The organism is Parabacteroides sp. CAG:2 (assembly GCF_000436315.1).
GTDB classification, from domain to species: Bacteria; Bacteroidota; Bacteroidia; order Bacteroidales; family Tannerellaceae; genus Parabacteroides; species Parabacteroides distasonis.
In genome coordinates this window covers 59,600-83,498 of record NZ_FR885283.1, presented here as the reverse complement: position 1 = coordinate 83,498, position 23,899 = coordinate 59,600, and the positions used below count along the sequence as shown (strand labels likewise).

At 46.7% G+C, this 23,899-nt stretch carries 26 protein-coding genes; 15 read left to right on the top strand and 11 right to left on the bottom strand.

The features are described 5' to 3' along the window. Positions 1 to 225: 225 nt before the first annotated feature. The 6 genes from QVP94_RS07245 (at position 226) to der (ending at position 5,580) form a co-directional block, all read left to right on the top strand. Entirely contained in the window at positions 226 to 1,383 is a 1,158-nt protein-coding gene (locus QVP94_RS07245) for a sensor histidine kinase (protein WP_011966852.1), read from the top strand. Between the two features lie 88 nt (positions 1,384 to 1,471). After that, the gene (locus QVP94_RS07240) at positions 1,472 to 2,062 is read left to right on the top strand and encodes a YceD family protein (RefSeq protein WP_005867041.1); all 591 of its coding nucleotides are present in this window, start codon (positions 1,472 to 1,474) and stop codon (positions 2,060 to 2,062) included. Between the two features lie 12 nt (positions 2,063 to 2,074). After that, a complete protein-coding gene (rpmF, locus tag QVP94_RS07235; RefSeq protein ID WP_005634607.1) occupies positions 2,075 to 2,260 on the top strand; it encodes a 50S ribosomal protein L32 in 186 nt (61 codons plus the stop codon). Between the two features lie 103 nt (positions 2,261 to 2,363). After that, on the top strand, positions 2,364 to 3,368 hold the full coding sequence (locus QVP94_RS07230; RefSeq protein WP_022192268.1) for a beta-ketoacyl-ACP synthase III: 1,005 nt from the start codon (positions 2,364 to 2,366) through the stop codon (positions 3,366 to 3,368). Further along, a complete protein-coding gene (gene era, locus QVP94_RS07225) occupies positions 3,352 to 4,242 on the top strand; it encodes a GTPase Era (protein WP_008773803.1) in 891 nt (296 codons plus the stop codon). Before QVP94_RS07230 ends, era begins: the two co-directional genes overlap by 17 nt. 24 nt (positions 4,243 to 4,266) lie before the next feature. Next, complete coding sequence (gene der, locus QVP94_RS07220; RefSeq protein ID WP_008773802.1) at positions 4,267 to 5,580, top strand: ribosome biogenesis GTPase Der; 1,314 nt, start codon at positions 4,267 to 4,269, stop codon at positions 5,578 to 5,580. 52 nt (positions 5,581 to 5,632) lie between these two features. Here the strand turns inward: der and QVP94_RS07215 are convergent, their stop codons facing one another. The 3 genes from QVP94_RS07215 to QVP94_RS07205 all read right to left on the bottom strand — a co-directional run bounded on the left by QVP94_RS07215 (position 5,633) and on the right by QVP94_RS07205 (position 7,080). After that, positions 5,633 to 5,908 carry a type II toxin-antitoxin system YafQ family toxin gene (locus tag QVP94_RS07215; protein WP_022192267.1) on the bottom strand — a complete coding sequence of 92 codons (276 nt, stop codon included), beginning with the start codon at positions 5,906 to 5,908 and terminating at the stop codon, positions 5,633 to 5,635. Continuing rightward, positions 5,905 to 6,114, bottom strand: a complete 210-nt coding sequence (locus tag QVP94_RS07210) for a hypothetical protein (RefSeq protein WP_008773800.1) — start codon at positions 6,112 to 6,114, stop codon at positions 5,905 to 5,907. Before QVP94_RS07210 ends, QVP94_RS07215 begins: the two co-directional genes overlap by 4 nt. Before the next feature lie 114 nt (positions 6,115 to 6,228). Then, on the bottom strand, positions 6,229 to 7,080 hold the full coding sequence (locus QVP94_RS07205) for a DUF6261 family protein (RefSeq protein WP_022192266.1): 852 nt from the start codon (positions 7,078 to 7,080) through the stop codon (positions 6,229 to 6,231). Positions 7,081 to 7,543: 463 nt separating this feature from the next. On the opposite strand from QVP94_RS07205, the gene QVP94_RS07200 reads away from it, so the two are divergent. From QVP94_RS07200 to QVP94_RS07190, 3 genes are read left to right on the top strand one after another with little or no spacing between them, the layout of a single operon-like run. Next, positions 7,544 to 8,440, top strand: coding sequence for a hypothetical protein (locus QVP94_RS07200; RefSeq protein ID WP_288213200.1), 897 nt, complete (start codon positions 7,544 to 7,546; stop codon positions 8,438 to 8,440). Positions 8,441 to 8,458: 18 nt separating this feature from the next. Beyond that, positions 8,459 to 8,824, top strand: coding sequence for a hypothetical protein (locus QVP94_RS07195; protein ID WP_022192264.1), 366 nt, complete (start codon positions 8,459 to 8,461; stop codon positions 8,822 to 8,824). Then, positions 8,821 to 9,324, top strand: a complete 504-nt coding sequence (locus QVP94_RS07190) for a hypothetical protein (RefSeq protein ID WP_022192263.1) — start codon at positions 8,821 to 8,823, stop codon at positions 9,322 to 9,324. Before QVP94_RS07195 ends, QVP94_RS07190 begins: the two co-directional genes overlap by 4 nt. Before the next feature lie 41 nt (positions 9,325 to 9,365). Here QVP94_RS07190 and QVP94_RS07185 read toward each other — a convergent pair whose 3' ends face one another. From QVP94_RS07185 to QVP94_RS07175, 3 genes are read right to left on the bottom strand one after another with little or no spacing between them, the layout of a single operon-like run. Next, positions 9,366 to 9,704, bottom strand: a complete 339-nt coding sequence (locus QVP94_RS07185) for a HepT-like ribonuclease domain-containing protein (protein ID WP_022192262.1) — start codon at positions 9,702 to 9,704, stop codon at positions 9,366 to 9,368. Next, entirely contained in the window at positions 9,697 to 9,999 is a 303-nt protein-coding gene (locus tag QVP94_RS07180; protein ID WP_022192261.1) for a nucleotidyltransferase family protein, read from the bottom strand. The genes QVP94_RS07185 and QVP94_RS07180 overlap by 8 nt, the downstream gene beginning before the upstream one ends. Positions 10,000 to 10,025: 26 nt before the next feature. Next, the gene (locus QVP94_RS07175) at positions 10,026 to 10,277 is read right to left on the bottom strand and encodes a DUF2442 domain-containing protein (protein ID WP_022192260.1); all 252 of its coding nucleotides are present in this window, start codon (positions 10,275 to 10,277) and stop codon (positions 10,026 to 10,028) included. 181 nt (positions 10,278 to 10,458) lie between these two features. On the opposite strand from QVP94_RS07175, the gene QVP94_RS07170 reads away from it, so the two are divergent. The 3 genes from QVP94_RS07170 (at position 10,459) to QVP94_RS07160 (ending at position 13,023) form a co-directional block, all read left to right on the top strand. After that, positions 10,459 to 11,409 carry a hypothetical protein gene (locus tag QVP94_RS07170; protein ID WP_022192259.1) on the top strand — a complete coding sequence of 317 codons (951 nt, stop codon included), beginning with the start codon at positions 10,459 to 10,461 and terminating at the stop codon, positions 11,407 to 11,409. Positions 11,410 to 11,424: 15 nt separating this feature from the next. After that, a complete protein-coding gene (locus QVP94_RS07165) occupies positions 11,425 to 12,315 on the top strand; it encodes a hypothetical protein (RefSeq protein ID WP_022192258.1) in 891 nt (296 codons plus the stop codon). A 114-nt stretch (positions 12,316 to 12,429) separates the two neighbouring features. Beyond that, on the top strand, positions 12,430 to 13,023 hold the full coding sequence (locus QVP94_RS07160; RefSeq protein ID WP_005867067.1) for a hypothetical protein: 594 nt from the start codon (positions 12,430 to 12,432) through the stop codon (positions 13,021 to 13,023). A gap of 59 nt (positions 13,024 to 13,082) precedes the next feature. Here the strand turns inward: QVP94_RS07160 and QVP94_RS07155 are convergent, their stop codons facing one another. From QVP94_RS07155 to QVP94_RS07135, 5 genes are all read right to left on the bottom strand, one after another. Beyond that, positions 13,083 to 15,434 (bottom strand): glycoside hydrolase family 3 C-terminal domain-containing protein, encoded by a 2,352-nt coding sequence (locus QVP94_RS07155; protein ID WP_022192257.1) that lies wholly within the window; start codon positions 15,432 to 15,434, stop codon positions 13,083 to 13,085. Between the two features lie 176 nt (positions 15,435 to 15,610). Then, positions 15,611 to 17,386 carry a DUF4091 domain-containing protein gene (locus tag QVP94_RS07150; protein WP_022192256.1) on the bottom strand — a complete coding sequence of 592 codons (1,776 nt, stop codon included), beginning with the start codon at positions 17,384 to 17,386 and terminating at the stop codon, positions 15,611 to 15,613. Between the two features lie 57 nt (positions 17,387 to 17,443). After that, positions 17,444 to 18,520, bottom strand: coding sequence for a TIGR04133 family radical SAM/SPASM protein (locus tag QVP94_RS07145; RefSeq protein ID WP_022192255.1), 1,077 nt, complete (start codon positions 18,518 to 18,520; stop codon positions 17,444 to 17,446). 3 nt (positions 18,521 to 18,523) lie between these two features. Beyond that, on the bottom strand, positions 18,524 to 18,994 hold the full coding sequence (locus QVP94_RS07140; protein ID WP_022192254.1) for a radical SAM-associated putative lipoprotein: 471 nt from the start codon (positions 18,992 to 18,994) through the stop codon (positions 18,524 to 18,526). A 3-nt stretch (positions 18,995 to 18,997) separates the two neighbouring features. Then, positions 18,998 to 19,840 (bottom strand): radical SAM-associated putative lipoprotein, encoded by an 843-nt coding sequence (locus QVP94_RS07135; protein WP_022192253.1) that lies wholly within the window; start codon positions 19,838 to 19,840, stop codon positions 18,998 to 19,000. A 129-nt stretch (positions 19,841 to 19,969) separates the two neighbouring features. Here QVP94_RS07135 and QVP94_RS07130 point away from each other — a divergent pair, with 129 nt between their 5' ends. The 3 genes from QVP94_RS07130 to QVP94_RS07120 form a co-directional block, all read left to right on the top strand. Beyond that, complete coding sequence (locus QVP94_RS07130) at positions 19,970 to 21,817, top strand: ABC transporter ATP-binding protein (protein WP_005853867.1); 1,848 nt, start codon at positions 19,970 to 19,972, stop codon at positions 21,815 to 21,817. Positions 21,818 to 21,925: 108 nt separating this feature from the next. Further along, on the top strand, positions 21,926 to 22,735 hold the full coding sequence (locus tag QVP94_RS07125) for a hypothetical protein (protein ID WP_022192252.1): 810 nt from the start codon (positions 21,926 to 21,928) through the stop codon (positions 22,733 to 22,735). A 153-nt stretch (positions 22,736 to 22,888) separates the two neighbouring features. Beyond that, positions 22,889 to 23,899 (top strand): glycoside hydrolase family 95 protein (locus tag QVP94_RS07120; RefSeq protein WP_288213199.1); only part of this gene is annotated, 1,011 nt, incomplete at its 3' end.

Sequence of the window (23,899 nt, the reverse complement as noted above, 5' to 3'; positions counted from 1 at the left end):
TCAGTCGAAAGATTGGCTCCTTTTTTTGTTATATGGCACCAGCCGTTGTAGAGACGTGGTGTGCCTCGCTCACTACAGACTGATAGTATTGTTACTATTGCTAGGGGATGAGACGCTGCACGCTACGTCTCTACAATTGGGTGAGATTTCATTGTTTGCTGAATCGGGAACAATAAAGTTCGTATCTTGCCGTTATATTAAGAATTCACCGAATGATTCTGATTTATGAGCAGCATATATGATTCTCGTCAAAGATGGAAATTAGGCTTTATTTTTGCCGCTGTATTGATCGCTATGGCTTCTGTGGTAGTCTCGGATCTCTTGATTAAAGATCTGGCCCGAGAAGAGCGTCAGAAGATCGAGGTTTGGAGTGAGGCAACCCGGGTCATGACCAGTGAGAATCCAAGCCTTAATATGAATCTTATCCTAAAAATCATCCAAGGGAATACTTCTATTCCTGTTATATTATGCAGCGAGACGGATAGCGTGGTTTCTTACAATAATATAGAGATTCCGGAAAAGAATGTAGCGCAGTTCATGACGAATAAGGTTAAGGAACTGAGAACCAAAAATCCTCCGATCGTAATTGACATGGAGGATGGTACTTACCAATATTTATATTACGATGATTCGATTATCTTAAAGCGACTGCTTGTTTATCCCTATGCGCAATTATCAGTTGTATTTGTTTTTATATTAATCGCTTTTTTAGCCTTGGCTAGTACAAAGAAGGCAGAACAGAATAAAGTGTGGGTGGGGTTATCGAAAGAGACGGCTCACCAATTAGGAACGCCTATATCCTCGCTAATCGCTTGGGTTGAATATTTGCGAACGAAAGATATAGATCCTTCTCTATTGACAGAGATGGATAAGGATGTGAAACGCTTACAAACGATAGCGGAGCGTTTCTCTAAAATCGGTTCAGATCCAGATCCGGTTCCGACAAATATCGTGGAATCCATCCGTGCGGCTTTGGGATATATGGAGACCCGTATTTCCTCGAAGGTGAAAATTAATACGTGTTTGCCGGAGCGGCCGATATTGGTCTTAATGAATGATTCCCTGTTCGCTTGGGTAATCGAGAACCTGACGAAAAATGCGGTGGACGCCATGGAGGGGCAGGGTGAGATTTCGCTAAAAGTAGAGGAAAGAGAGAAGGTCGTGCTGATCGATTTGGCAGATACCGGAAAAGGTATCCCAAAATCAAAATTCAAGACGGTTTTCAATCCGGGGTATACGACCAAGAAACGTGGCTGGGGACTAGGCTTGTCCTTGGTTAAGCGTATTATCGAGTCCTTCCAAGGAGGAAAGATTTTCGTGAAGAGTTCGGAGTTGGGGAAAGGGACGACTTTTCGTATAAAATTGAAGAAATATAAGGGTTAAATCGTATTATAGGAAAAAATAAGCATAAAGGTATTGTTTTTGTATTTAGTTTTTTCGTACCTTTGCAAGGTTTTTACACTAAAAGGCTTTGGGGAAATTTAAATTATATAATGTAGATTTGAAAAATCTCTCTCCGGGAGTACACGAATTCGAGTATCTTTTGGAGAACAAGTTTTTTGTGGACATTGACGGAACCGAGGTCCAGAAGGGCAAAGTGAAGGTTCATCTTACCGTAAAACGGTCGTCAATGATGTTTGAGATGAACTTTCAGATAGAAGGGGTTGTTGTTGTTCCATGCGATAGATGCTTGGACGATATGGAAATTCCTATTGATACCCACAATCGTCTGGTGGTAAAATTCGGCAAGGAATATGCCGAGGAGAGTGATGAGGTTGTCGTGATACCGGAAGAGGAGGGCGCTATTAATTTGGCGTGGTTCCTGTATGAGTTTATCGCTTTGGCGGTTCCCATGAAGCATGTACATGCGCCGGGTAAATGTAATAAGGCAATGTCGTCTAAATTGAAGAAACATACCGCCAGAAGTTCGGATGAGACCGAAGACGATTTTGAGGATGACATGGGAGGTGATGATTTGGCGTTGGAAGATGACGGAAACGCTAGTCCTGCCGATCCTCGTTGGGATGCTCTGAAAGGTTTGCTAGAGAATGATAACAATTAAATAAATAAAACAATGGCACATCCTAAAAGAAGACAAGGTAAGACAAGAACAGCCAAGAGAAGAACTCATGACAAGGCTGTAGCTCCAACAATGGCAATTTGCCCGAACTGTGGCGCATGGCACATCTATCACACTGTATGTGGTGAGTGCGGTTATTACAGAGGTAAATTAGCGATTGAAAAAGAAGCTGCTGTGTAAGTTTGTCAACTTATATGGTTTGATGAACAAAAGAAATAGCCCTAAAAGTTTTTTTTAGGGCTTTTTTTTAATTGGGATAAGTAGTCCTTTTATTTTTAAAGTTATGGATAAGATAAATGCGGTTATCACAGGAGTGGGTGGATACGTTCCTGAAGATGTATTGACGAATGAGGATATTTCCAAGATGGTCGATACGACGGATGAGTGGATCATGACTCGTGTGGGTATTAAGGAGCGCAGGATATTGAAAGGGGAGGGCGTAGGACTCTCTTACATGGGTATACAGGCCGTGAAGCAATTGCTCGAGAAAACGAACCTGAATCCGGAAGAAGTAGAGGTTGTCTTGACCGCTACGACTACCCCGGATCATCATTTCCCGACAACTTCTTCTATCATCGCTTATCATACAGGTTGTAAGAATGCGATGACTTTTGATATGCAAGGTGCGTGCGCAGGCTTCTTGTATGCTTTGGAGACGGGCGCTAATTATATTCGCTCGGGGCGTTATAAGAAGGTGGTTGTCGTATCGGGTGATAAGATGACATCTATTACAGATTATCAAGATCGTTCTACTTGTCCTTTGTTCGGGGATGCTTGCGGAGCGGTCTTGTTGGAGCCAACTACCGAGGAGTTCGGTGTCTTGGATACTATTTTACGGACAGACGGCGTAGGCTATCCGCATCTGATCATGAAATCGGGCGGCTCGGCTTATCCTCCTTCTCACGAGACGGTGGACAACCGTGAGCATTTCGTTTATCAAGATGGACGTGTGGTGTTCAAGTACGCAGTTTCTTATATGGCGGACGTGGCCGCTGAGATCGCGGAGAAGAATGGCTTGACGCATGATGATATCGCGTGGATCGTTCCTCATCAAGCGAACCTGCGGATTATCGACGCTACGGCGAAACGCTTGGGCGTAGATATGGATAAGGTGATGATCAATATCCAGAAATATGGCAACACAAGCGCCGGTACGATTCCTATTTGTCTATGGGAATGGGAGAATCAATTGAAAAAAGGAGATAACCTGATCCTTGCCGCTTTTGGAGCGGGCTTTACGTGGGGAGCGGTTTATCTGAAATGGGGGTATGATGGAAAAAAAGCATAAATCGGGTTTTGTCAATATCGTTGGAAACCCAAACGTAGGTAAGTCTACGTTGATGAATCGTTTGGTCGGGGAGCGGATCTCTATTATCACCTCGAAGGCGCAAACGACAAGGCATCGTATTATGGGTATCGTGAATACCGACGATATGCAAATCGTGTATTCTGACACGCCGGGAGTCTTGCGGCCGAATTATAAGTTGCAGGAATCCATGCTTAATTTCTCTCAATCCGCCTTAGGCGACGCCGACGTGCTGTTGTACGTGACGGATGTCGTCGAGACGATTGATAAAAATAACGAGTTCCTAGCACGGGTACAGAGCATAGAGTGTCCGGTTCTCTTGTTGATCAATAAGATCGACCAGACCAATCAGCCGGAGCTGGAGAAGCTCGTGGCCCAGTGGAAGGAATTGCTTCCGAAGGCCGAGATCATCCCGATCTCCGCGCTTTCGAATTTCAATATAGATTACGTGAAGCGTCGGGTGGAGGAGTTGATGCCTGATTCCCCGCCTTATTTCGAGAAAGACGCCTTGACCGATAAACCGGCCCGTTTCTTCGTGACAGAGATCATTCGTGAGAAAATCTTGTTATATTATCAGAAGGAAATACCTTATGCGGTAGAAGTGGTCGTCGAGTTGTTCAAGGAAGATGATGAGCTGATCCATATCAAGGCGCTGATCATCGTGGAGCGTGATACCCAGAAAGGGATTATCATTGGGCATCAAGGGCAAGCATTGAAGAAAGTAGGTGCTATGGCCCGGAAGGATATCGAACGTTTCTTCGGAAAAAAGGTGTTTTTGGAAATGTTTGTCAAAGTGGAAAAAGACTGGCGTAACCGTGACAACATATTGAAGAACTTCGGTTATCAGCTGGACTAATAATAGCATACGAAAGGAGAATTTATGGGAAATATAGTAGCGATAGTGGGGAGACCCAATGTAGGTAAGTCCACCCTTTTCAACCGGTTGACGGGTACCCGTCAGGCGATCGTGAACGAGGAGGCTGGTACTACCCGCGACCGTCAGTACGGCAAGGTGGAGTGGACCGGCAAGGAGTTTTCGCTGATTGACACAGGCGGATGGGTGGTTAACTCGGAGGATGTTTTCGAGGAGGAGATCAACAAGCAGGTAAAAGTGGCTATCGAGGAGGCGGACGTGATCTTGTTCGTCGTCGATGTATTGAATGGCATCACGGATCTGGACATGGAGGTGGCGCAGATCTTGCGCCGTTGCAAGCGGCCGGTGATCGTGGTGGCGAACAAGGCGGATAATTACGAATTGCATCCGGCCTCGGCGGAGTTTTACTCGTTTGGCTTGGGAGATCCTTTCTGCATCTCGGCCATCAATGGTTCTTATACCGGGGATTTGCTGGATAAGATCGTGGCGACGTTGCCCGAGGAGAAGGTGGAGATACTGGAGGAGGAGTTGCCCCGTATCGCGATTATAGGACGCCCGAACGCGGGAAAGTCTTCTCTTATCAATGCTTTTATTGGCGAGGATCGGCATATCGTTACCGATATCGCGGGCACGACCCGTGATTCCATCTACACGAAATATAATAAATTCGGCTTGAACTTCTATTTGGTGGATACGGCGGGTATCCGTAAGAAGGGGAAGGTGAACGAGGACTTGGAGTATTACTCGGTGATCCGTTCGATCCGCGCGATCGAGAACTCGGATGTCTGCGTGCTGATGTTGGACGCTACGAGGGGCATCGAGAGCCAGGATATGAATATCTTCTCGCTGGTGCAGAAGAATAAGAAGGGATTGGTGGTTTGCGTGAATAAGTGGGACTTGGTCGAGGATAAGAGCCAGAAGGTGATCGACTCGTACACGACCGCTATCCGCGAGCGTCTGGCTCCGTTTACCGACTTCCCGATCTTGTTTATCTCGGCCATGACGAAGCAGCGTATCCTGAAGGTGCTGGAGACCGCCAAGGAGGTTTACGAGAATCGCTCCAAGCGTGTCCCTACGGCCAAGCTGAACGAGGTGATGCTTCCGATCATCGAGAATTATCCTCCCCCAGCTTGGAAGGGTAAATATATCAAGATCAAATATATCACCCAGCTTCCGGCGGGCAGCGTGCCTTCTTTCGTGTTCTTCTGTAACTTGCCGCAATGGATCAAGGACCCGTACAAACGTTTCCTTGAGAACAAGATCCGCGAGAACTGGGATTTCACCGGTACGCCGATTAATATATTTATCCGGGAAAAGTAAATACTAGATACAAAAAAGCCGCTTCCTGTAATGGGGAGGCGGCTTTTTCTATTTAGAATAGGTCGGAATGCGTTCCGGTATCGGTGAAAAGCAAGATTAGCTCCGTGTCGTCTTGGCTCCATATCAGCAGCCAGTCTCCTTGGATATGGCATTCCCACAATCCCGCGTATTTCCCGGATAGCTTATGCGGGTGGTATTGGGAGGGAAGGGAACCGGTATTTTTGAGGATTTCTACAGCCTCTAATAAGAGGTTTATATCCAAGTGCCGCTTCTTGCACCGCTTGATGTCACGTTCGAATTTGGAAGTGGTATGTACGGTATAAGTCATAGCTCTAGCATTTTTTGCTTGAATGCCTCAAAGTTCTCGTATTTGTGTATCCTTCCTGCCTTCACGTCCTCCAAGGCCTCGTCCAATCCGGATTTCTTCTGTGCCTTCACCTTGCCTTCCAGCGAGGTGATGAATTTCTTCAAGATGTCGGCGTATTTCTCGGGGATGGTTACCTCGAATGTCTTTAAGGATGTCGTTGTCTCCATATCGTTCTGTTTTAGGAATTTCCTTCGCGAATATACGGAATAAAAAGAGAAGGGGAATTGTTTTCCTTCTCTTTTTATTTCCCGCTTCCGCGTCGGGAGGGAGGGACGTGACGGTTAGATCTCGTCCGGGCTCTCGGAGTCTCCGCCGGGCGTAGGCTCGGGTGTAGGCTCGGGAGCGGGCGCCGGTTTCTTGGCGGAGGCCATGCGCTGGTTGTAGGCGGCGGTGGTCTCGGCGATCAGCTGGTTGAGGGCGGCGATGAAGGCGGTCGCTTTCTCGGACGGCTTCGCTACGCTATGGGACTGGGCCAGCAGGGTGAGGTCGTCGTAATAGACGTCGATCCGCTTGCGCAGGTTGGCGCCGCTTTCCTTTTTGGAGGTGGTCCGGTTTTGGACGCGTTGCTGCGACAGGCGGTCGTAGGCGTTATTCTCTTTCTCCAGCTCGGCGAGGTAAGCGTCGAGGCCGAGCGTGGTGACGTACGGCTTGTTCTCGTCCTTGCGCAAATCCAGCAAGAGGCCCTTTATCTTGGCGGTCTCCTGCGCCATGGGGAGGCGGGCGATGCCGTTATAAGGCTTGATGACCTTGTATAGGTACTTGCCCGCGTCACGCTCGGCCTCCAACGGGAGGGTACCGGCCCGTGAGATGCGGGTGATGATATAGATGGCGAGGTTGTCGCGGTTGGTATCGTGCAAGGTCATTTGCTCGGTCTCCTGCGAGGTGCGGCTCTCGTCCACCACGTCGGCCATGGCGAGGAGGTCTGCCTCGTAGGTATCGAGGAATTCTTTGGTGAGGCCCAGCTCGGGGATGCCGTCGCTGCCGGTCAGCAGGGAGATCTCGTCGGGGGACTCGGAATCGCCGCCACCGCTGTTTCCGTTGGCTAGGTCGAGGACGTGGTTCATGAAGGAGAGGTACTCGGCGTTGTTAAGTACGTAGAGCATGATGTTTTTAACTTTCGTGTAATTGCCCATGATATTGATTTTTAAGATTAATGAGAGGCAATGTAGGCAAATAATCTTTACGAGGCTAGGTTTTAGGCCCTAATTTTTATGGTTTGCCGTTCAAATGCTGAAAAATGCCTTCAAGGAATCTAAAAACGACTTTTCAGCGTTGAAAAATCGTTTCTAGAAATCTGAAAACGGCTTTTAAGTGTCGCGAGATCATTTTTAGAAATCTGGAAACCTGTTTTCACCCTCGCGAAATGTCTTTTAGATTTCTAAAAGTGATGTTTCACCGTTTGATGCTCATTTTTAGAAATCTGGAAGAAAAAATAGCGGGATATTTTTTGCGCTCTTAAAAAATACTACCTTTGCGACGTATTGGAAAAATAACGTAGAAGCGTTTCGATATTATCTTGTCTTGGAATCTCGACAACTCCATTACCCAAGATAATAGGAAAATGGCTCCTGCGCTTTATCTGTTATATACTTACCTATGATGGGTGGATTATATACTTGCATAAGGCGTGGGATCATTGTCTTATTATTGGGTAAGGGCAGTCGAGAGCCTCAAGACAGTGGTAAGCGATGGTTCTCACGCTTCTTTTATTTGTTAACCGCCTACCGGAGGGGACACGGGAGGAAAAAATATTTGGAAATGAAAACCTTATTTTTGTTACTGTTTCTTGTGCTTGGTTTTTCTTCTATAGCACAAGTTAATCGTTATAGTAGTCCTGCAGAGGCTACTAATGATAATACGTATGCCTCTCCAAATTATGACGCTTTATTGCAGTTGGGGGCTATGGCCAAGCAAAGAAAGATGGAAATCCGGGGCTTGATTCAAAAAACAATAAAAGTATATAATTCTTATCCACATTATCCACAAAAAATGAGAGAAGGGTGGCATCAGACTGTCTGTTTGTGTCCAGAAGATGATATTTTGATGGAAACAAAGACGTACGTGAATTTTAATAATGAAGTTACAAAGATTGATTTGGAGACTCAGATTATATCAGATATAAAAGAGAAAATAGTAAATGGAAAATCACAGGTAGGAGATGTTACTGTTTATTTTCTTGAGGATATATGGCAATATAATAAAAATTATGAAATAGGGCAAAGAACTAAAGTTGAAACACAAAAACAAAATACTTACATGAACAATCGTTATGGAGTCGGAGATTTTGTTAAAATTAAGTCTGATTATTTTAGTATGTTGGAACTTATGGTCTTGAGGTCACAACCCAATCCAAATTCTACTATTGTGTATAAATTGCAAAAATCAGATTTAACAGAGGGGATTCAAATTCTAGAGGAAGGAGAGTTTTTCATGAAAGTACAATTGAGGAATCATAAAGGATATATAACTCGAGGCTTTTTAGAAATAAAATAACTATAAAATAAATTGATTATGAAACGATTTTTTGTGTGTTTATCTTTTTTACTAACTCTTTTAGTCTGTGGGGTATTTATGGTTAATGCCCAATCTGTAAATTCTTCTGTCCGGTATCAAAAAGGATATGTGAAGAAAGATGGGACTTATGTCCAAGGGCATTATAAGACTCATTCGAATAAGACAAATCATGATAATTTCTCTACTCAAACGAACAGAAATCCATATACATGGAAAAAAGGAGAAAAAGCTAAAGACTATTCGAAAGAGGCTTATAGATATGGACAAGGGAGAAGAATTCAAACAGGTCCAAAAGGAGGACAATACTATGTTAATGATAAGGGAAGGAAAGTTTATGTACCTAAAAGAAAAAATAGTTTATGAAAAATGTATTCTTTGTTATTTTATTGAGTATGTATTCTTCATTAATTTATTCTCAGCGAATTCAAAATAAAATTTGGGGTTGTGAATATGGTGCGAATAGGGCAGATATTATTTCGGTGATAGAGAAACAGGGTTTTAAATATATTGATCAAGGTGATAAAATAAAAATGGAATATCCTGTATTTGGAGGAATGAAATTTGATTATGGATATTTTTATTTCTATTTGAATAGAATGTATATGTGTCAATTTAGTGTTGATTTTAGAGAAAAAGGAATAGCAACTTCTTTCTATAATTGCTTAAAAGATAATTTGTCAAGAAAATATGGATTTGTTGAGGATTTCTATAGTGATGAATCGAAAATAACTCTATATGATGATAATATTAATGGAATAAAGTTAGATCAGATTAATTTAAGTTTAGGTGGAGTTTATCGTTATGGGGTTAATTTAGTGTATTGTAATTGGATCATTTTAAAAGAGGTGACAAATGAAATGTAGATAGCATTATTAAAATAAAAAGTGCTTAAATAGAAAACAGTTTATTTTTTCAATAATACCATCACATCCCTCTTCAGCGCCGGGATATGATTCATGATAAGCGTCCAAAGGAAATCTGGTGTCACGCTATCGTAGCCATGAATAACTCTGTTCCGGGTATTGACGATTGCCCTTGCGTGGGGCAATTGGAAATCGGGATCGATTTTTAGTATCCTGTTTATGGCCTCGCCCATGATCTCGACGTTACGCTCTACGGCTCTTTGGCGGAGGATATCTTTCTCGAAATCTTGGTAAACTCTCGGCCTGCCCTCAAAGTAACTCTCGGTTTCTTCGATGGAAAGCAGTACATCGTAAAGATGTTTCTCTATATATTCATCCATAAATCAACGATTTTGTCCTGTCGATATTCCTTCTCAACACCGGGTTCCGGATCGCCTTGTCTTCCAGCAAGTCGATCTCCCGGTGGAAGATGGCGGACAAGGCATCCCGTAGGTCGAAGAAATTGTTTACATAATCCACCTGCTCCACCTCCTTGTCGAAATCCACCACAAGGTCAATGTCGCTCTTCTCCGTGAAGCGGCTGGTCAGCACGGAGCCGAAGGCGAATAGCCGCTTTACCTTATGCTTCTCGCATAAGGCGATGATGCTGGGGCGATATTTGCTGAAGAAATCCATAAGTGTCTCGTTTATGTTTGTCCCTTTCAAGCCTCCACCCCATTCCTGTACAAGTAATCCGGAGCGAAGTCTGCCCCGTTGTACCATTCGAGCGTCCAGTGGGTGAGCCCGAACTGGACGAAATTCCGGAGGTCTTTCAATGGCTCGAAAAGTTTCCCTTTCAGCAGGGGAAGAAAGTCCACCAGTTTCACCTTACCGTTGCTAAATTCCAATCGCATGGTATAGTCCTTGACATATTCCACGCCAGTGATGCGTATTAAATCTATATCTTCAGTCATAACTTTTTCTCTTTTAAATGGATCTCTGGGAATTTTCATCGCAAATATATGGAATAAAAGGGATAGGGGAATAAGTTCGCCTTTCTTTTTTGTCTTTCTTTCATCCACATTTCCTTGAAACCCCTTGGAATCCCCATTTATAATCGTACCTTTATGTCTCTTTACCTTAAAATAGAATACCATGTTTACGCCATCGATGACCGAAGAGGAAATACAACAAGCCGCTTATAAGGATTACTTGGAGATACGGACGAGGGTGCAGATCGCTTTCGAGCGCTTCGTCCAGAGCATGCGGATCAGCGGGAAGCATAAGAGGGCCATCCATTCCTTGTGCGAGAGCCATACCCTTTGCACGCGGGCGAGGAATACGTGGAATGTCAATTTTCGCTATACGGGCTATACGCCGAACGATAAGATCAACATCGTCTACTACCTCTACATCCCCTTGCGACGGGAGAATGGCGTGGATTACCTTTTCATGAACGACTTGAAGAACTTCAAGCTGGAAAGGGTGAGTTCCCACTTCCTCCAACGCTATAAGGAACGTTATCTCGATCCCGCGGGGATCGACCTGAAAGGCGTGCATCCCGCCATCTATTTCATGCAGAACAACGAGGACAGGAGGCAGGCTTACTACGTGCCCAAGAACTGGACCGACGAGGAGCTGGCGGAGAAGTGCTTCCTTGTCTCGCGGCAAGGCCTTTCGCTGATCAAGCTACGCGGGAAAGTGCTTACTTACATTACTTTTCTCGACCAAGAGAACCTGAGCCGTTACAAGGCGCAAGTATGCGAGGAGGAGGAATACCTGCATCTGATGGGGAAGGCAAAGGGTGCCGATATCCTTGGCTTGCAGGCGATCAGCAAGAAACTGTGCGCGGATATCGAGCATACGAGGAGAGTCATGAACCGGCTCGCCCTGCGGGCCGGGCGCACGCCGGAACAGCGGGAGGAGTTGAGCCGGATGTTGGACAATGGCTTGAAGGTTATCTTGGAGCAGACCACCATTTTCGATGAGGCGTGGAAAGAGACCTTGAAGGAGCACGAGGCGAAGAGCTTCTTGGAATTTGGCGTCGAGAAGGTCGCCGATCAACTGAGAAGCCCTTTGGATAGAAACGATTTATTTTTACCTTAAGAATTTAGAATAATCATGTTTACGCCATCAATGACAAGCGAGGAAATAGCGGCCGCGGCCTATAAGGACTTCTTGGAGATCCGTGGGAAGATCCAGATCGCGGAGGATAAATTTGGGAAGTTGGTAAGGTCTATCGGAACCGGGACGGTACCCTGCTCCCTGCATTCCTTGCAAGAGACACATACGATACGGACGCGTGCCAAGAACACTTGGAATGTCTCTTTCTTTTATTCGGGGACAACACCGACCGGCTGCTTGACCGTAGGCGCTAATATCTATACACTGCTGCCAAGGGACAAGGGTACGGATTTCCTTTTCCTCACCAGCCTCAAGAAATGCAACTTGGAGAGGCTGAGCGCGCACTTCCTGCGACGCTATAGGGAGCGTTATATCGAGCCTAACCAAATCAAGCTGGGAAATATCCATCCTGCTATCTATTTCATACGGACGAACAGGGATCGTAGGCTCACCTACTACGCCCCGAATACATGGACGGAAGAGGAGAGGGCCTCTAAATACATCCTCGCCTCGAAGCAGGGATTGATGGTGCTGACCCGGAAGGAGAATATGGAGACTTATATCACTTTCATGGATCAGGAAAGTCTGGGCGATTACCGGACGAGGATGTATGAGGAGGAGATGATTTACCGGAAGTTTAAGGAGGCTGGGGATATGGATGTCGGGGAGCAGCTGCCGCTGTTCCGGAACTTGTATAGGGATCGGGATGTGGTGAGGCCGAAGATGCTTTGCTTCATACGCCGGATGGCTGACACGGAAGAGCATTACCAGCAACTGCTCAATGGGTTTGAGAATGTCTGGGATGCCATGCTCCGTATCTTGGATGCTGCGGAAGCCTCCGGGCATGATAACAATAGGATACATTGGCCTAGTGAACCCTTCGGATGATCCGTGATACCGTAAGAGTTTAGCGTTTATTTTCTCATTATGTCTTGAAACCCTTGGAATCCCCATTTATAATCGTACCTTTATGTCTCTTTACCTTAAAAATTAAAAATAATCATGTTTACGCCATCAATGACAAACGAGGAAATAGAGGCAGTGGCCTATAAGGACTTTCTGGAGATCCGGGGAAGAGTGGAAATCGCGAAGGATAAATTCGTACAAAGGGTGAGATGCACGCCCCCGGGATTTTGGGCCTTGCATTCCTTGCAGGAGACACATACCCTTCAAACCCGCTCCAAGAATACATGGACTGTATATTTCTATTATTTGTACACGACACCGGCCGGTGCCGTGAAAGTCTCATCTATGATCTACACCTCCCTGCCGGGAGATGAAGGCACGGATTACCTGTTTATGAATAATCTCGACCGCTTCCGGCTGGAGAGGGTGAGCTCGCGTTTCTCGCGACAATACGAGGAACGCTATATCGACCCGAACCAGATCCAACTGAACGGCCTTCTGCCCGCTATCTATTTCATGAGGACTGCCGGCGACCGGAAGATCGCTCCCTACACTCCCGATACATGGACCGAGGAGGAGAAAAAGGACAAATATCTCTTCGTGTCGGAGCAAGGGACCATGGAGGCGAAGCTGGAGGGGCGTGTGGAGACCTACCTTACTTTCTTAGAGCCGGAACAGCCGGGTGATTAATAAGTAGAGGGCGAGGTTGATACCCCGCCCTCCCGATAACTAGGTAGATACCTCCGGGCTTATCTTTTCAGAAGATCGATCCTCTCGCCGGGCAACAGTACCGCATGAACCTTCTCCGTTACCCGCCCCTTCACGTTGAAGGAATCCCTTAGGCGGATGTCGGCGGCGGAGGAACCGATCTGCGCCTCATATTTACCGGACTCTACGACCCAATGACTGGCGCTCTCGTCGAAGGAGGCCAGATCCGTATCTTTCACCTTGAAGATGATCTCACGGCTCTCGCCCGGCTGGAGGAGTTGGGTCTTGGCGAAACCTCTCAACTCTTTCGCCGGTTTATCCATGCTCTTGCCGGGGGCGGAGATATATAGCTGGACCACTTCCTTCCCGGCTACCGGGCCATTGTTCGTGATCGTGCAACTGATGCTGTAGTCCGTATCACCCATGAACACTTTCAAGCTCGAATAATTGAAAGTTGTATACGACTGTCCGTAGCCAAACGGATAGGAGACGGGCACGCCGAACGTATCGAAGTAACGGTAGCCCACGTAGATACCCTCCTCGTAGTTGGTATAGTCAATATTCTTACGATCCGTATGCTCCGGGCCTCCTCCCATGAAACCGGCTAACATTTCTTTCAGGTCGATACCCGAAGCGTCCGGGAAATTCTTCGTGGAGGCTACGTCGGCGATGCTCACGGGGAAAGTCATCGGGAGCTTACCGGAAGGATTCACCTTTCCGGACAGGATATCGGCTACCGTGTTACCTCCTTCCTGCCCGGCTTGCCAAGCCAATAGGATGGCGTCCGGTTCCGATTTCCAGCTGGCGGTCTCGATCACGCCCCCGATATTCAAGATTACGACCACCTTCTTCCCTTCCTTATGGAAAGCGTCGGAAACCGATTGGATCAACGCTCGCTCATTCTCCGTCAGGTTGAAATCTCCCTCGATCTTCCGGTCTTGGAACTCTCCCGAGCTACGGCCTATCGTAACGAAGGCGATATCCGCCTCTTTCGCCTTAACGGCCAGCCCAGCGGCATCCGGTACGAACTCCGGGATACGAGGGTGGTTGAAGAAAGCGGCGGCGGGGCTCGTGTCTTTCGGCTGTTTCGCCTTTTCCTCGGTACTGTATTTCTCGTATAAGGCTTTCACTTCGGCGTCCATGGTATAACCGGCGTTCTCCAGACCTTCCACGAGGGATACGGTATAAGCCTCGTTCACGTCGCCGCTGCCGGTGCCTCCGGCGATAAAATCGTACGAGGTGGTACCGTAAGCCGCTATCTTCTTGATACCCGGGGCCAGCGGCAAGGCATTATTCGTATTCTTTAATAAAACCATACCTTCGGAAGCGGACGCACGGGTTACCTCGGCGTGAGCTTTTAGGTCCGGTTTGTCGGAATAGGCGTATTGGGCAAAGCGGGGGGCTTGAAGGATCAGTCGTAATACACGGGTTACGTCCGTATCCACGTCGTCGATAGAGAGAGAACCGTCCTCAAGCGCTTTTAGGAGGGCCTCTTTCTGGTCCGTCCGTCCGGGCATCAGCAGATCGTTTCCGGCGTGGATCTGGGCGGGGGCGTTCTTGCCGCCAAACCAGTCGGTCATGACAAGGCCGCTAAAGCCCCATTCGTCACGGAGGATGGTCGTTAATAAATCACGGCTTTCGGAGGCATACTCACCATTTATCTTATTGTAGGAAGACATGACCGTCCACGGGCTTGCCTCTTTTACGACCATCTCGAAACCTCTTAGGTAAATCTCCCGCAAGGCACGAGGGGTGAGGCGGGCATCCGTTCCTGTCCGGTTGGTCTCTTGATTATTGACGGCGAAATGCTTGATGGAGGTTCCCACGCCATTGCTTTGGATACCGTTTACCATCGCTGTCGCTATCCGGCCCGTCAAGTAGGGATCTTCGGAATAATACTCGAAGTTACGTCCGCAGAGAGGGCTTCGGTGGATATTCAGCGCGGGGGCCAAGAGTACGTCGCAACCGTATTCTTTCACCTCGTCGCCCATGGCGTTGCCTACGTTTTTGACCAATGCGGTGTTCCATGTGGAGGCTAGCAAGGTAGCGACCGGGAATGCCGTGCAATAATAGGTCGCCTCGTTCCCCTCGCGAGTCGGGGAGATACGTAATCCGGCGGGACCGTCGGCCACTACGATAGCGGGGATTCCCAGACGTTCGATCGGGAAGGTCGTTCCGGCGGCTCCCGGCACTATATTTTGCGTGCTGCCGACTACGGCTGATTGGCCGCCGAACCCGGGCATTCCGGTTCCGACTAACAGGGATACTTTCTCTTCGGCAGTCATGGCGGCTACGATTTTCTCGATAGGATCTTTACCCAATTGCGGCAAGGTTTGGGAGTGCCCTACTTGCATGGCCATCGTAAGGCATGCGCCCATTAATAGTTTGTTCATATAGAATGGTTTTTGTGTTTTTCAGTGCCCCAAAAATAGGCGAAGGAATCGAGGCGGACAAAGAAAAAGAAAGGTATCGGAGGTAAGGATTTCGTTTTTTGATGAATATCAAACATTGTAGGGGTTTGATGATATATTTAGGGGACGCCGACTGCGCAGTCGGCGTCCGGTACTATTTATAATGTATTCAGAAGTTTATGAATCTCATTAACCATCTGCGTAGCGGATTCTTGTGTCTCGGATAAACCTTCCGGAGTGATCTTGGCAACCGTCTTGTTCAACTTCTCGAGTTTGCCTTTAGCTCCTTTCGTTGTCAGCTCTTCCCGGAGGATGCGGATCTTCTCGCAATCTTGTATACCCTCGACCAAACGTTCGAAGCGAATGCTACTGCGTGGACCGGGATAAATACTGTATGTATCGCCTGCCGCCCAAGTGCGGAAACGCGAGTCACGCAGAGGATCGGCGGTCCAGCTATTAACTGCCCAACGTAGATAACCGTCGTAACCACCGGCTACGGCGTGCAAGACCGTCCATGCCGCTTCCGCCGGGTCGGAGAAGGTGAAGGTATTCGGGAACGCTTCCGCGCAACAGGTATAAACGGTACTGATCTGTCCCGCTTTATCACGGGCAGCCTTTACGTCTTCTGGGAATTTATGCCCATAGGGAATACTTAAATAGTATAAGTCCGATTGAATTTCCGGATGATAATTTCCGGCCAGCGTGATCTTGAACTCCGGATCGGCTTGCTTGATAACCTTGATCGCCTCACGCATCGCCTCCATCGGACGCTCGTCCATAGAGATGGCGGTTTTCTCGAACCAGCCTTTCTCGCGAAGGTGGCGGGAGAAATCTTTTAGGAAAGTACCCCAATAGTCTGCGTAAGCGGCGTCACCCGGTTTCGTGTTGAGAAATTGTACACGATTTGTCGCCTCGTCGTAATAATCGAAAGATAAAGCCCAAGGGATCATGGTGTAGCAACTGATCATATCATCGATACCGATCTCGTTCATCATGAATTCCACCCATTTGTCGAAGACGGCGTAATCATATGCCCAAGTGCCGTCTATCTTCTTGATCCGGGTGATCATGCTGTCGAAATGATCCTCGGTCTGTCCGGCCCAAGGTTTATGCATGATACTGGTGGTGATAGCGCGCTGTCCGGCGTTCGCCAACATCTTCATGATCGGGCGCATAGCGTCGAAATGCTCTTTACTCCAAAGAGGAACTTGGTAGTAACGGGCCACGGAATACGGGTTCTGCCATAAGTCCAGATGGAAAGCCCAGTCCTTCGGGGCGGGAAGTGTGCGGTTCAATACGTCCACTTCTATTTGTAATTCCATGGGGGAGGCATTTTTTCCCGTGACGGTCAATGTCCCTTTATATTTACCGGCTTTCGCGGATTGAGGTACCCAGATATTCATCCAGATCGGCTGGGTGGTGCGTGCCTTGATATCACGGATCTTTACGATATCCAATACATCGGCTACGACGGAGGAATCCCATTCCGCCTTATTCTCTCGGTGGCCGCAACCGCCTTTACGGTCTTTATTCAACTCATCGGTCATGACGTAACGGACAAAGTTCGTCATGATAGCGGAGGATGGGATGATGGAAGAACCGCTCTTTAAGTCGCTCACGGTGATAGAGGCATCCTCGAGTCCCACCTTGGTCCATAACACGGCTTGTGCGTTTACCCGTTCCCCTTTCCATGCTTTCGTCTGCCAGCGATTGCTTTTCTTGACATCGGGAATACTGAGTTTCGGATATCGTATATCGGTCGTGCCCCAGCTTAATTGGGTTGGGGCCGATAACTTGTCCCAGATCTCGTCGCTGTCATGCGGTTTCGTGTCGGTCAATTCCGTATAGTCGCCTAGCGGGTATTTCTCGGATTGCTGGGCTACGGTAAAAGAACTTAGTGCCAGAAAGGCACAAAGGATGAAAGTGTTTTTCATACGATTGCTTATTTTAGAATATTAACTAGGGCAAAGATAGGAATTAGTTGACAGTTGTCAACTGTCAACTAGCCTTTTATAGTGGCATACGAGCAGATTCCCCTCATCATCGTATAAGTGCATCCCGTTGCCTTCGCAATAACGGAACATCTTACAATCCGCGCATTCCCCTTTTTTAGCCCACTGGCGGTTACGATACGGTTTAAACTCATTATTCCAGATATCAATGAAATCGTCTTTATAGATGTTCCCTTGGTGGAAGTTCGCCCGTATACTGGGACAACCGGAGATAGCGCCATCAGCGAGGACAGAGGCCGTATTGATACCGGCGTTGCATTGGAAAATCGAGTCTCTCACCTCTGCCTCATAATTCCCGAGGAAGCCCTCACAGCCGTAGCTAACGTGTATTTTACCCTCTTTCCGGCAGAAGCGGATGAAGTTCATGACCCATGTAAACTGCTCGTTCGTCAGTTGCAAATCGGTCTCAGTCGCGGCACGTCCAACTGGGAAGATCGTAAAGATACGCCACCGTTTTACGCCCATCTCGATCAAGAAATCCTTGAAGAGCATCAAATCCTTGAAGTTGCGTTGGTTTACGCAAGTCACCACATCCCAGATGATCTCCTTTTCCTCGGCCAACATACAGATGGCATTCAGTGCCTTCTCGAAACTTTTAGGATTACGGCGAAGCCAGTTATGCGCTTCCTCGAAACCATCCAAGCTGATAGTCGCCGAGTGCAATCCGGAAGCCAAGAGCGAGTCGAGCCGTTCCCGGGTCATCAGATAACCATTGGAGACGATCCCCCAAGGATATCCCCTGCGATACAGTTCCAACCCGCATTTCTCGATATCCTTACGAACCAGCGCCTCGCCTCCGGTAAAGATGACGAGCACTTTGTTCGGCTCGACGTAAGGCGTGATATCGTCTATGACTTTCAGGAAGTCTTCGACAGGCATATCCGGGACAGAGGCCGAGACATGGCAATCGCTCCCGCAATGACGGCAGGATACATTACAACGAAGCGTACACTCCCAAAAGAGTGTACGCAATTCATGTAATTTAGCCCTGTTCTTCTTGATACTTCGAAAAAGCTCTAGGGCGATACGTTTTTTGATGTTTGGGCGTTTGTCCATATTTTATTCTTTTTTCTCTTTAAGTTTGATGTCGGGGATGTTAACCTCCGCTTTCCCATGGAACCAAGATTTACTTCCCTCAAATCCTTCGATCTTGACATCTATCGAATCCGTCTCGAATGATCCGTTTTCAGGCCCGTCAATATCTTTAGCGATAATGCGTACGATACCCATTGGGGAATCCTCGAATTTTATATCGTAACTTCCGTCTTTTTGGGTTTGGGGTGATTTATATATTTCGCTTATATATGAGGGAGATAATACGTTATTATATATGCCCCCATAGTTGATCTCTATTCCTTGGATGGGATCTCCGTTCATATCTGTAACTTTTCCTTTCAACTCGTATTCTGCGTAGGGGCTACCATACTCATCTGTAGCGCCACAGGAAGTAACGCTGAAGCCTAGTAGAGAAAGAAGCCCCGCTAAAATCCAGTTAAAACCTTTTAATATGGAATGATACACTGTTTCCATTTTCTAGTTTTTGCGTGTTAGTTGGAAGTTAATTTCTTTTGATCCTTTACCCATTAACATCCCTTTCCCTTGTGATAATTCAATTTCGGCGAAATTTACGATAATAGAATCAGTTTTGCAAGCGTTTGGGTCATTCCAATACGAAGATAATTTTGTGTAGATGGTATGTTCGATAGCCGTAGCCTTATCGTAGGTGAATTGATATCGTCCGGTCTCATCCGTGATAGCCGGAAAGCTGGAAAGGTCGTCCTCTTGAGTAGGGGTATATGCCGGTGAGGTTAAGATTGCGACTCCGGCCAGCGGATAGCCTTGATCATCAGTTACTTTTCCGTAGATCGTGTACAATGCGTAAGGTTCCGTATGTGTATCTACATATTCCTTAAGTGTGATCTTGATTTCCTTAGAGGCACTACCTTCGTACCATCCATCACCTCCAGTAAGTTCCTCGCTGTCGAAGATTACTTGAGTCGTATCGGATGCGAATTGTCCTCCGTTCATTTCTTCGTCTATGTCTTCCGTGATGAATCGGTATTTTAGGATCGGAAAATCAGTTTTCTTCCAATCAAACTCTCCGTTAGCGTCAGTCCTTACGGTATCGGTATGCAGCCATCCGTAAGGATAAATTCTTGCGTCATTTCGATTGATACGTATTTGGGTGTTAGGTATCGGATTATCGTTTGTATCCACGACTTTTCCTTTTATCTGAAAATTGGCGTAAGGAGTGCCATATTCACAAATTATGGGACCTTCTCCCTCGTCGTCAGTGCAGGAGAAACCTAAAAGCATTAATAAACTCGCCAATACGCAGTTGGCTTTTTTCAACAATTGCAAGTGCATCCTTTTCATGGTGTAAATTATTTTTATTTACGATTCTATTTATTTGATGAATGGGGCAGCAAAATAGTTGCATGCGAATGCGTAAGAAAATGTGATGACTTTTTGTATCTTTGCCACTTCAATGTAACAGATCAATTTATGAGAGATTTCATACGTATTTTAAAGCGTTTCGTTCCCCCTTACAAAAAGTATATGGTTCTGAACATCGTGTTCAATGTACTTTCCGCTATCTTGAACCTGTTTTCTTTCGCCTTGATTATCCCGATCCTTCAGATCTTGTTTAAGATGGATGAGGGGAATTACACCTTTATGGATTGGAATTTTAACGCGGGAAGCTGGGAGTCGTGGAAAGCCTTGCCGGAGTTGATCAAAAATAACTTTTTTTGGTATGTATCCGATCTGATAGAGGTACACGGCGGTTCGTTCGCCTTGATTATGTTGGGAATCTTCCTGATCGTGGCGACTTTCTTGAAAGTGGCGACCATGTATCTGGCTTTTTATACGATGATCCCGATTCGAACCGGAGTCGTTCGTGATATCCGTAATCAGATTAACAAGAAGATTACGCAGTTGCCGTTGAGCTTTTTCTCCGAGGAGCGAAAAGGGGATATTATCGCCCGTGTATCCGGAGACGTGAACGAGATTGAGACATCCATAATGAGTTCATTGGACATGTTATTCAAGAACCCGATCCTGATCGTGATCTATCTGGTGGGTATGATCGCTATCAGTTGGCAACTTACCGTATTCGTCTTGATCCTGTTGCCGTTGGCGGGTTACGTAATGGGACAAGTCGGTAAGAAGTTGAAACGGAAGTCCTTGGAAGGACAGCAACAATGGGGATTTCTGATGAGCCAGATCGAGGAGACATTAGGCGGACTTCGTATTATCAAGGCTTTTAACGCCGAGAAGAAGATACAAGACCGTTTCGAGCGAAGCAATGATACTTTCCGTCGGTTGACAAACCGTATCTATCGCCGCCAACAAATGGCGCACCCGATGAGCGAGTTTTTGGGAACCGTTACGATCGCTATCGTACTTTGGTATGGAGGTACGCTGATCTTGAGCGCGAATAGCCCGATCGACGCTCCTACGTTTATTTATTATCTGGTTATTTTCTATAGCATTATCAATCCTGCGAAAGATCTAAGTAAGTCGGTTTATGCGATCCAGAAAGGTCTGGCCTCCATGGAACGTGTCGATAAGATCTTGAAGGCGGAGACGGATATCCATGATCCGGAACATCCGAAGAAGATCGCCTTGAAAGAGAAAATCAGTTATAAAGATGTCTGGTTTAAATATCAGGAAGCTTGGGTCTTGAAAGGAATCAATCTGGATATCCGGAAAGGAACAACCGTGGCTTTGGTCGGTCAATCCGGTTCGGGCAAAAGTACCTTGGTGGATCTATTGCCTCGCTTTTATGATGTGAATAAAGGGAATATTCGTATTGATGATACGGATATCCGTGAGGCCACCCTTTTCGATCTTAGGGGATTGATGGGAAATGTCAATCAAGAGGCTATCTTGTTTAACGATACTTTCTTCAACAATATCGCTTTTGGAGTGGAAGGGGCTACGATGGAACAGGTGGAGGAAGCCGCCCGCATCGCTAACGCTCACGATTTTATCATAGCGAGTGAGAAAGGTTACGATACCAATATCGGCGACCGGGGTGGAAAACTGTCCGGCGGACAACGCCAGCGAATCAGTATCGCCCGTGCGATCTTGAAGAATCCCCCGATCTTGATCTTGGATGAGGCCACATCCGCCTTGGATACGGAATCCGAACGTCTGGTACAAGAAGCGTTGGAGAACTTGATGAAGAACCGTACGACCGTAGTGATCGCCCACCGTCTCTCCACGATCCGTAACGCGGATGAGATCTGTGTGATGCATGAGGGTGAGATCGTGGAACGGGGCAAACACGAGGAGTTGTTGGCCTTGGACGGCTATTATAAACGACTATGTGATATGCAAAGCTTTTAAAAGTATTGTTCCATTCAAAATATCTATTTATATTTGGAACAACATAGGAGGTAAGTTTTTATAAGAGACTTACCTCGGTTTGATAATATAAAAAGAACTTTGTTAGTTATGAATGCTAAAGTAAAAATCGTTGTTAGCCTTTTGCTGGCCATGTTTTCATTCATCGGGTGTGGCGATGATACCGATGTAGCTATAGATCCGGAGCCTGCACCTTCGGTAACGTATGTGAAGTTTATTCCGGAAGATCCTTACAATTATTGGGTCAGCGAACATAAGGATACGCTTTATTTCCCTAAGAGCGAAGGAGATCCTCGAGGTGGAGTCTTGCTTGAATTCAAGAGTGTTACCTCTCAACACAATTTCGATTTGCCTTATCTTTATGATGCCGATTCCGATTCGCTTTATGTCAATCTTAGGCAGATTCATAGCAGTAATGGTTATAGTCCGTTGATCGGTTATCCTGTGGAGTGGGGAGAGGGTGAATTTACCGTTTTTTTCTATCAAGGGCGAGAAAAGGCAACTTATAGGCAATTGTCTTTAGCCGATTTTGAGAAGGCGGAGCCCCAGCCTGTTCAGCCAAATCCCGATGTACCGCAAATCGAACGGATTACCGAGGATCCATGGAGCTGGGTGAATGAGGCGAATGATACGATCTATTTCAGCGGAAGTCCGGACGGGAAGCCGGAGCAGAAGGGGGGAGTACTTTATTTCAAGAATATGACTTTTAATCCGATCTCCCAGATCCCTTATCGCTATTACATAAGTCCGGATACGCTTTACGTTTATTTCAAGCAATATTATGAGAGCGATACCAATAACCCATTGATCGGCTATCCGGTAGAATGGGGTGAAGATGAGTTTACCTTATATGACTATCAAGGAATCCAAAAAGCGACTTATAAACAGTTGAAGCCGTAATCGGTTTGTTCTTGCTACTGCAACCGGCCTTGCAGTGTTACTGCATGCCCATTGCAGTGGCACTGCACGTGCGGTGCAGTAGTACTGCAAGGCTGGTTGCAGTATGTGTTCTTTGGGGGACTTGGGTGCTGAAACAATAAAAAGAACAATGATATGAATGTAAAAGTAGTTTGCCTTTGGGTGTTATCGACCGTCTTGTTCGGCTGCGATGTGGCCGATAAGGGGACTTCCAAGGATGTATCTTATTATTTTGACCAACCAGCGCAGATATGGGAAGAAACTTTGCCTTTGGGAAACGGCCGTATCGGTATGATGCCGGATGGTGGTATTGAGCGGGAGAATGTTGTCCTGAATGAGATCTCCCTGTGGTCCGGAAGTAAGCAAGATACGGACAATCCTTATGCGTATTACTCTTTGGCGAATATTCGTCGCCTTTTATTTGAGGGACGGAATGACGAGGCACAGGATTTGATGTATAAAACTTTCGTCTGCAAAGGGACCGGAAGTAATCTGGGTGACGGTGCGAACGCTCCGTATGGGAGTTACCAATTATTCGGAAATCTAGTGCTGAAATATACGTATCCGAATGAATCGGATTCTATCGCTGAGTATCGCAGGCGGTTGAACCTAAGCGAGGCTATCGCTTCCGTCTCTTTTAAAAGGGGGAATGTGAATTATCAACGGGAAATGTTTACCTCTTTTTCCGGGGATCTGGGAGTGATTCATTTGGTAGCGGATGCGGATCGGGCTTTGAATTTCTCATTGGGTATGAATCGTCCGGAACATGCGACGATCTCTTTGGACGGAAAGGACTTGCTGATGCGGGGACAATTGCCGGACGGGGTGGATACGTTGGAGATGAAAGGGATGCGTTTCGCCTCTCGTGTCCGTATCGTCTTGCCGAAGGGGGGAGATTTGACCGCAACGGATAGTAGTTTATCGGTGCGAAGTGCCTCGGAAGCGATTATCTTGGTAAGTTTAGGTACGGATTATTTCGATAAAGACGGCATCGGACAATCCTTGGAAAAATACTTATCGCAAGCGGAATCTAAGGATTTCTCCACCTTGCGCCGGGAACATACACTCGCTTATCGCTCCCTGTTTGATCGGGTCTCTTTGGATTTGGGAAAAGGCGAAAGGGATCATCTTCCGATACGTGAGCGT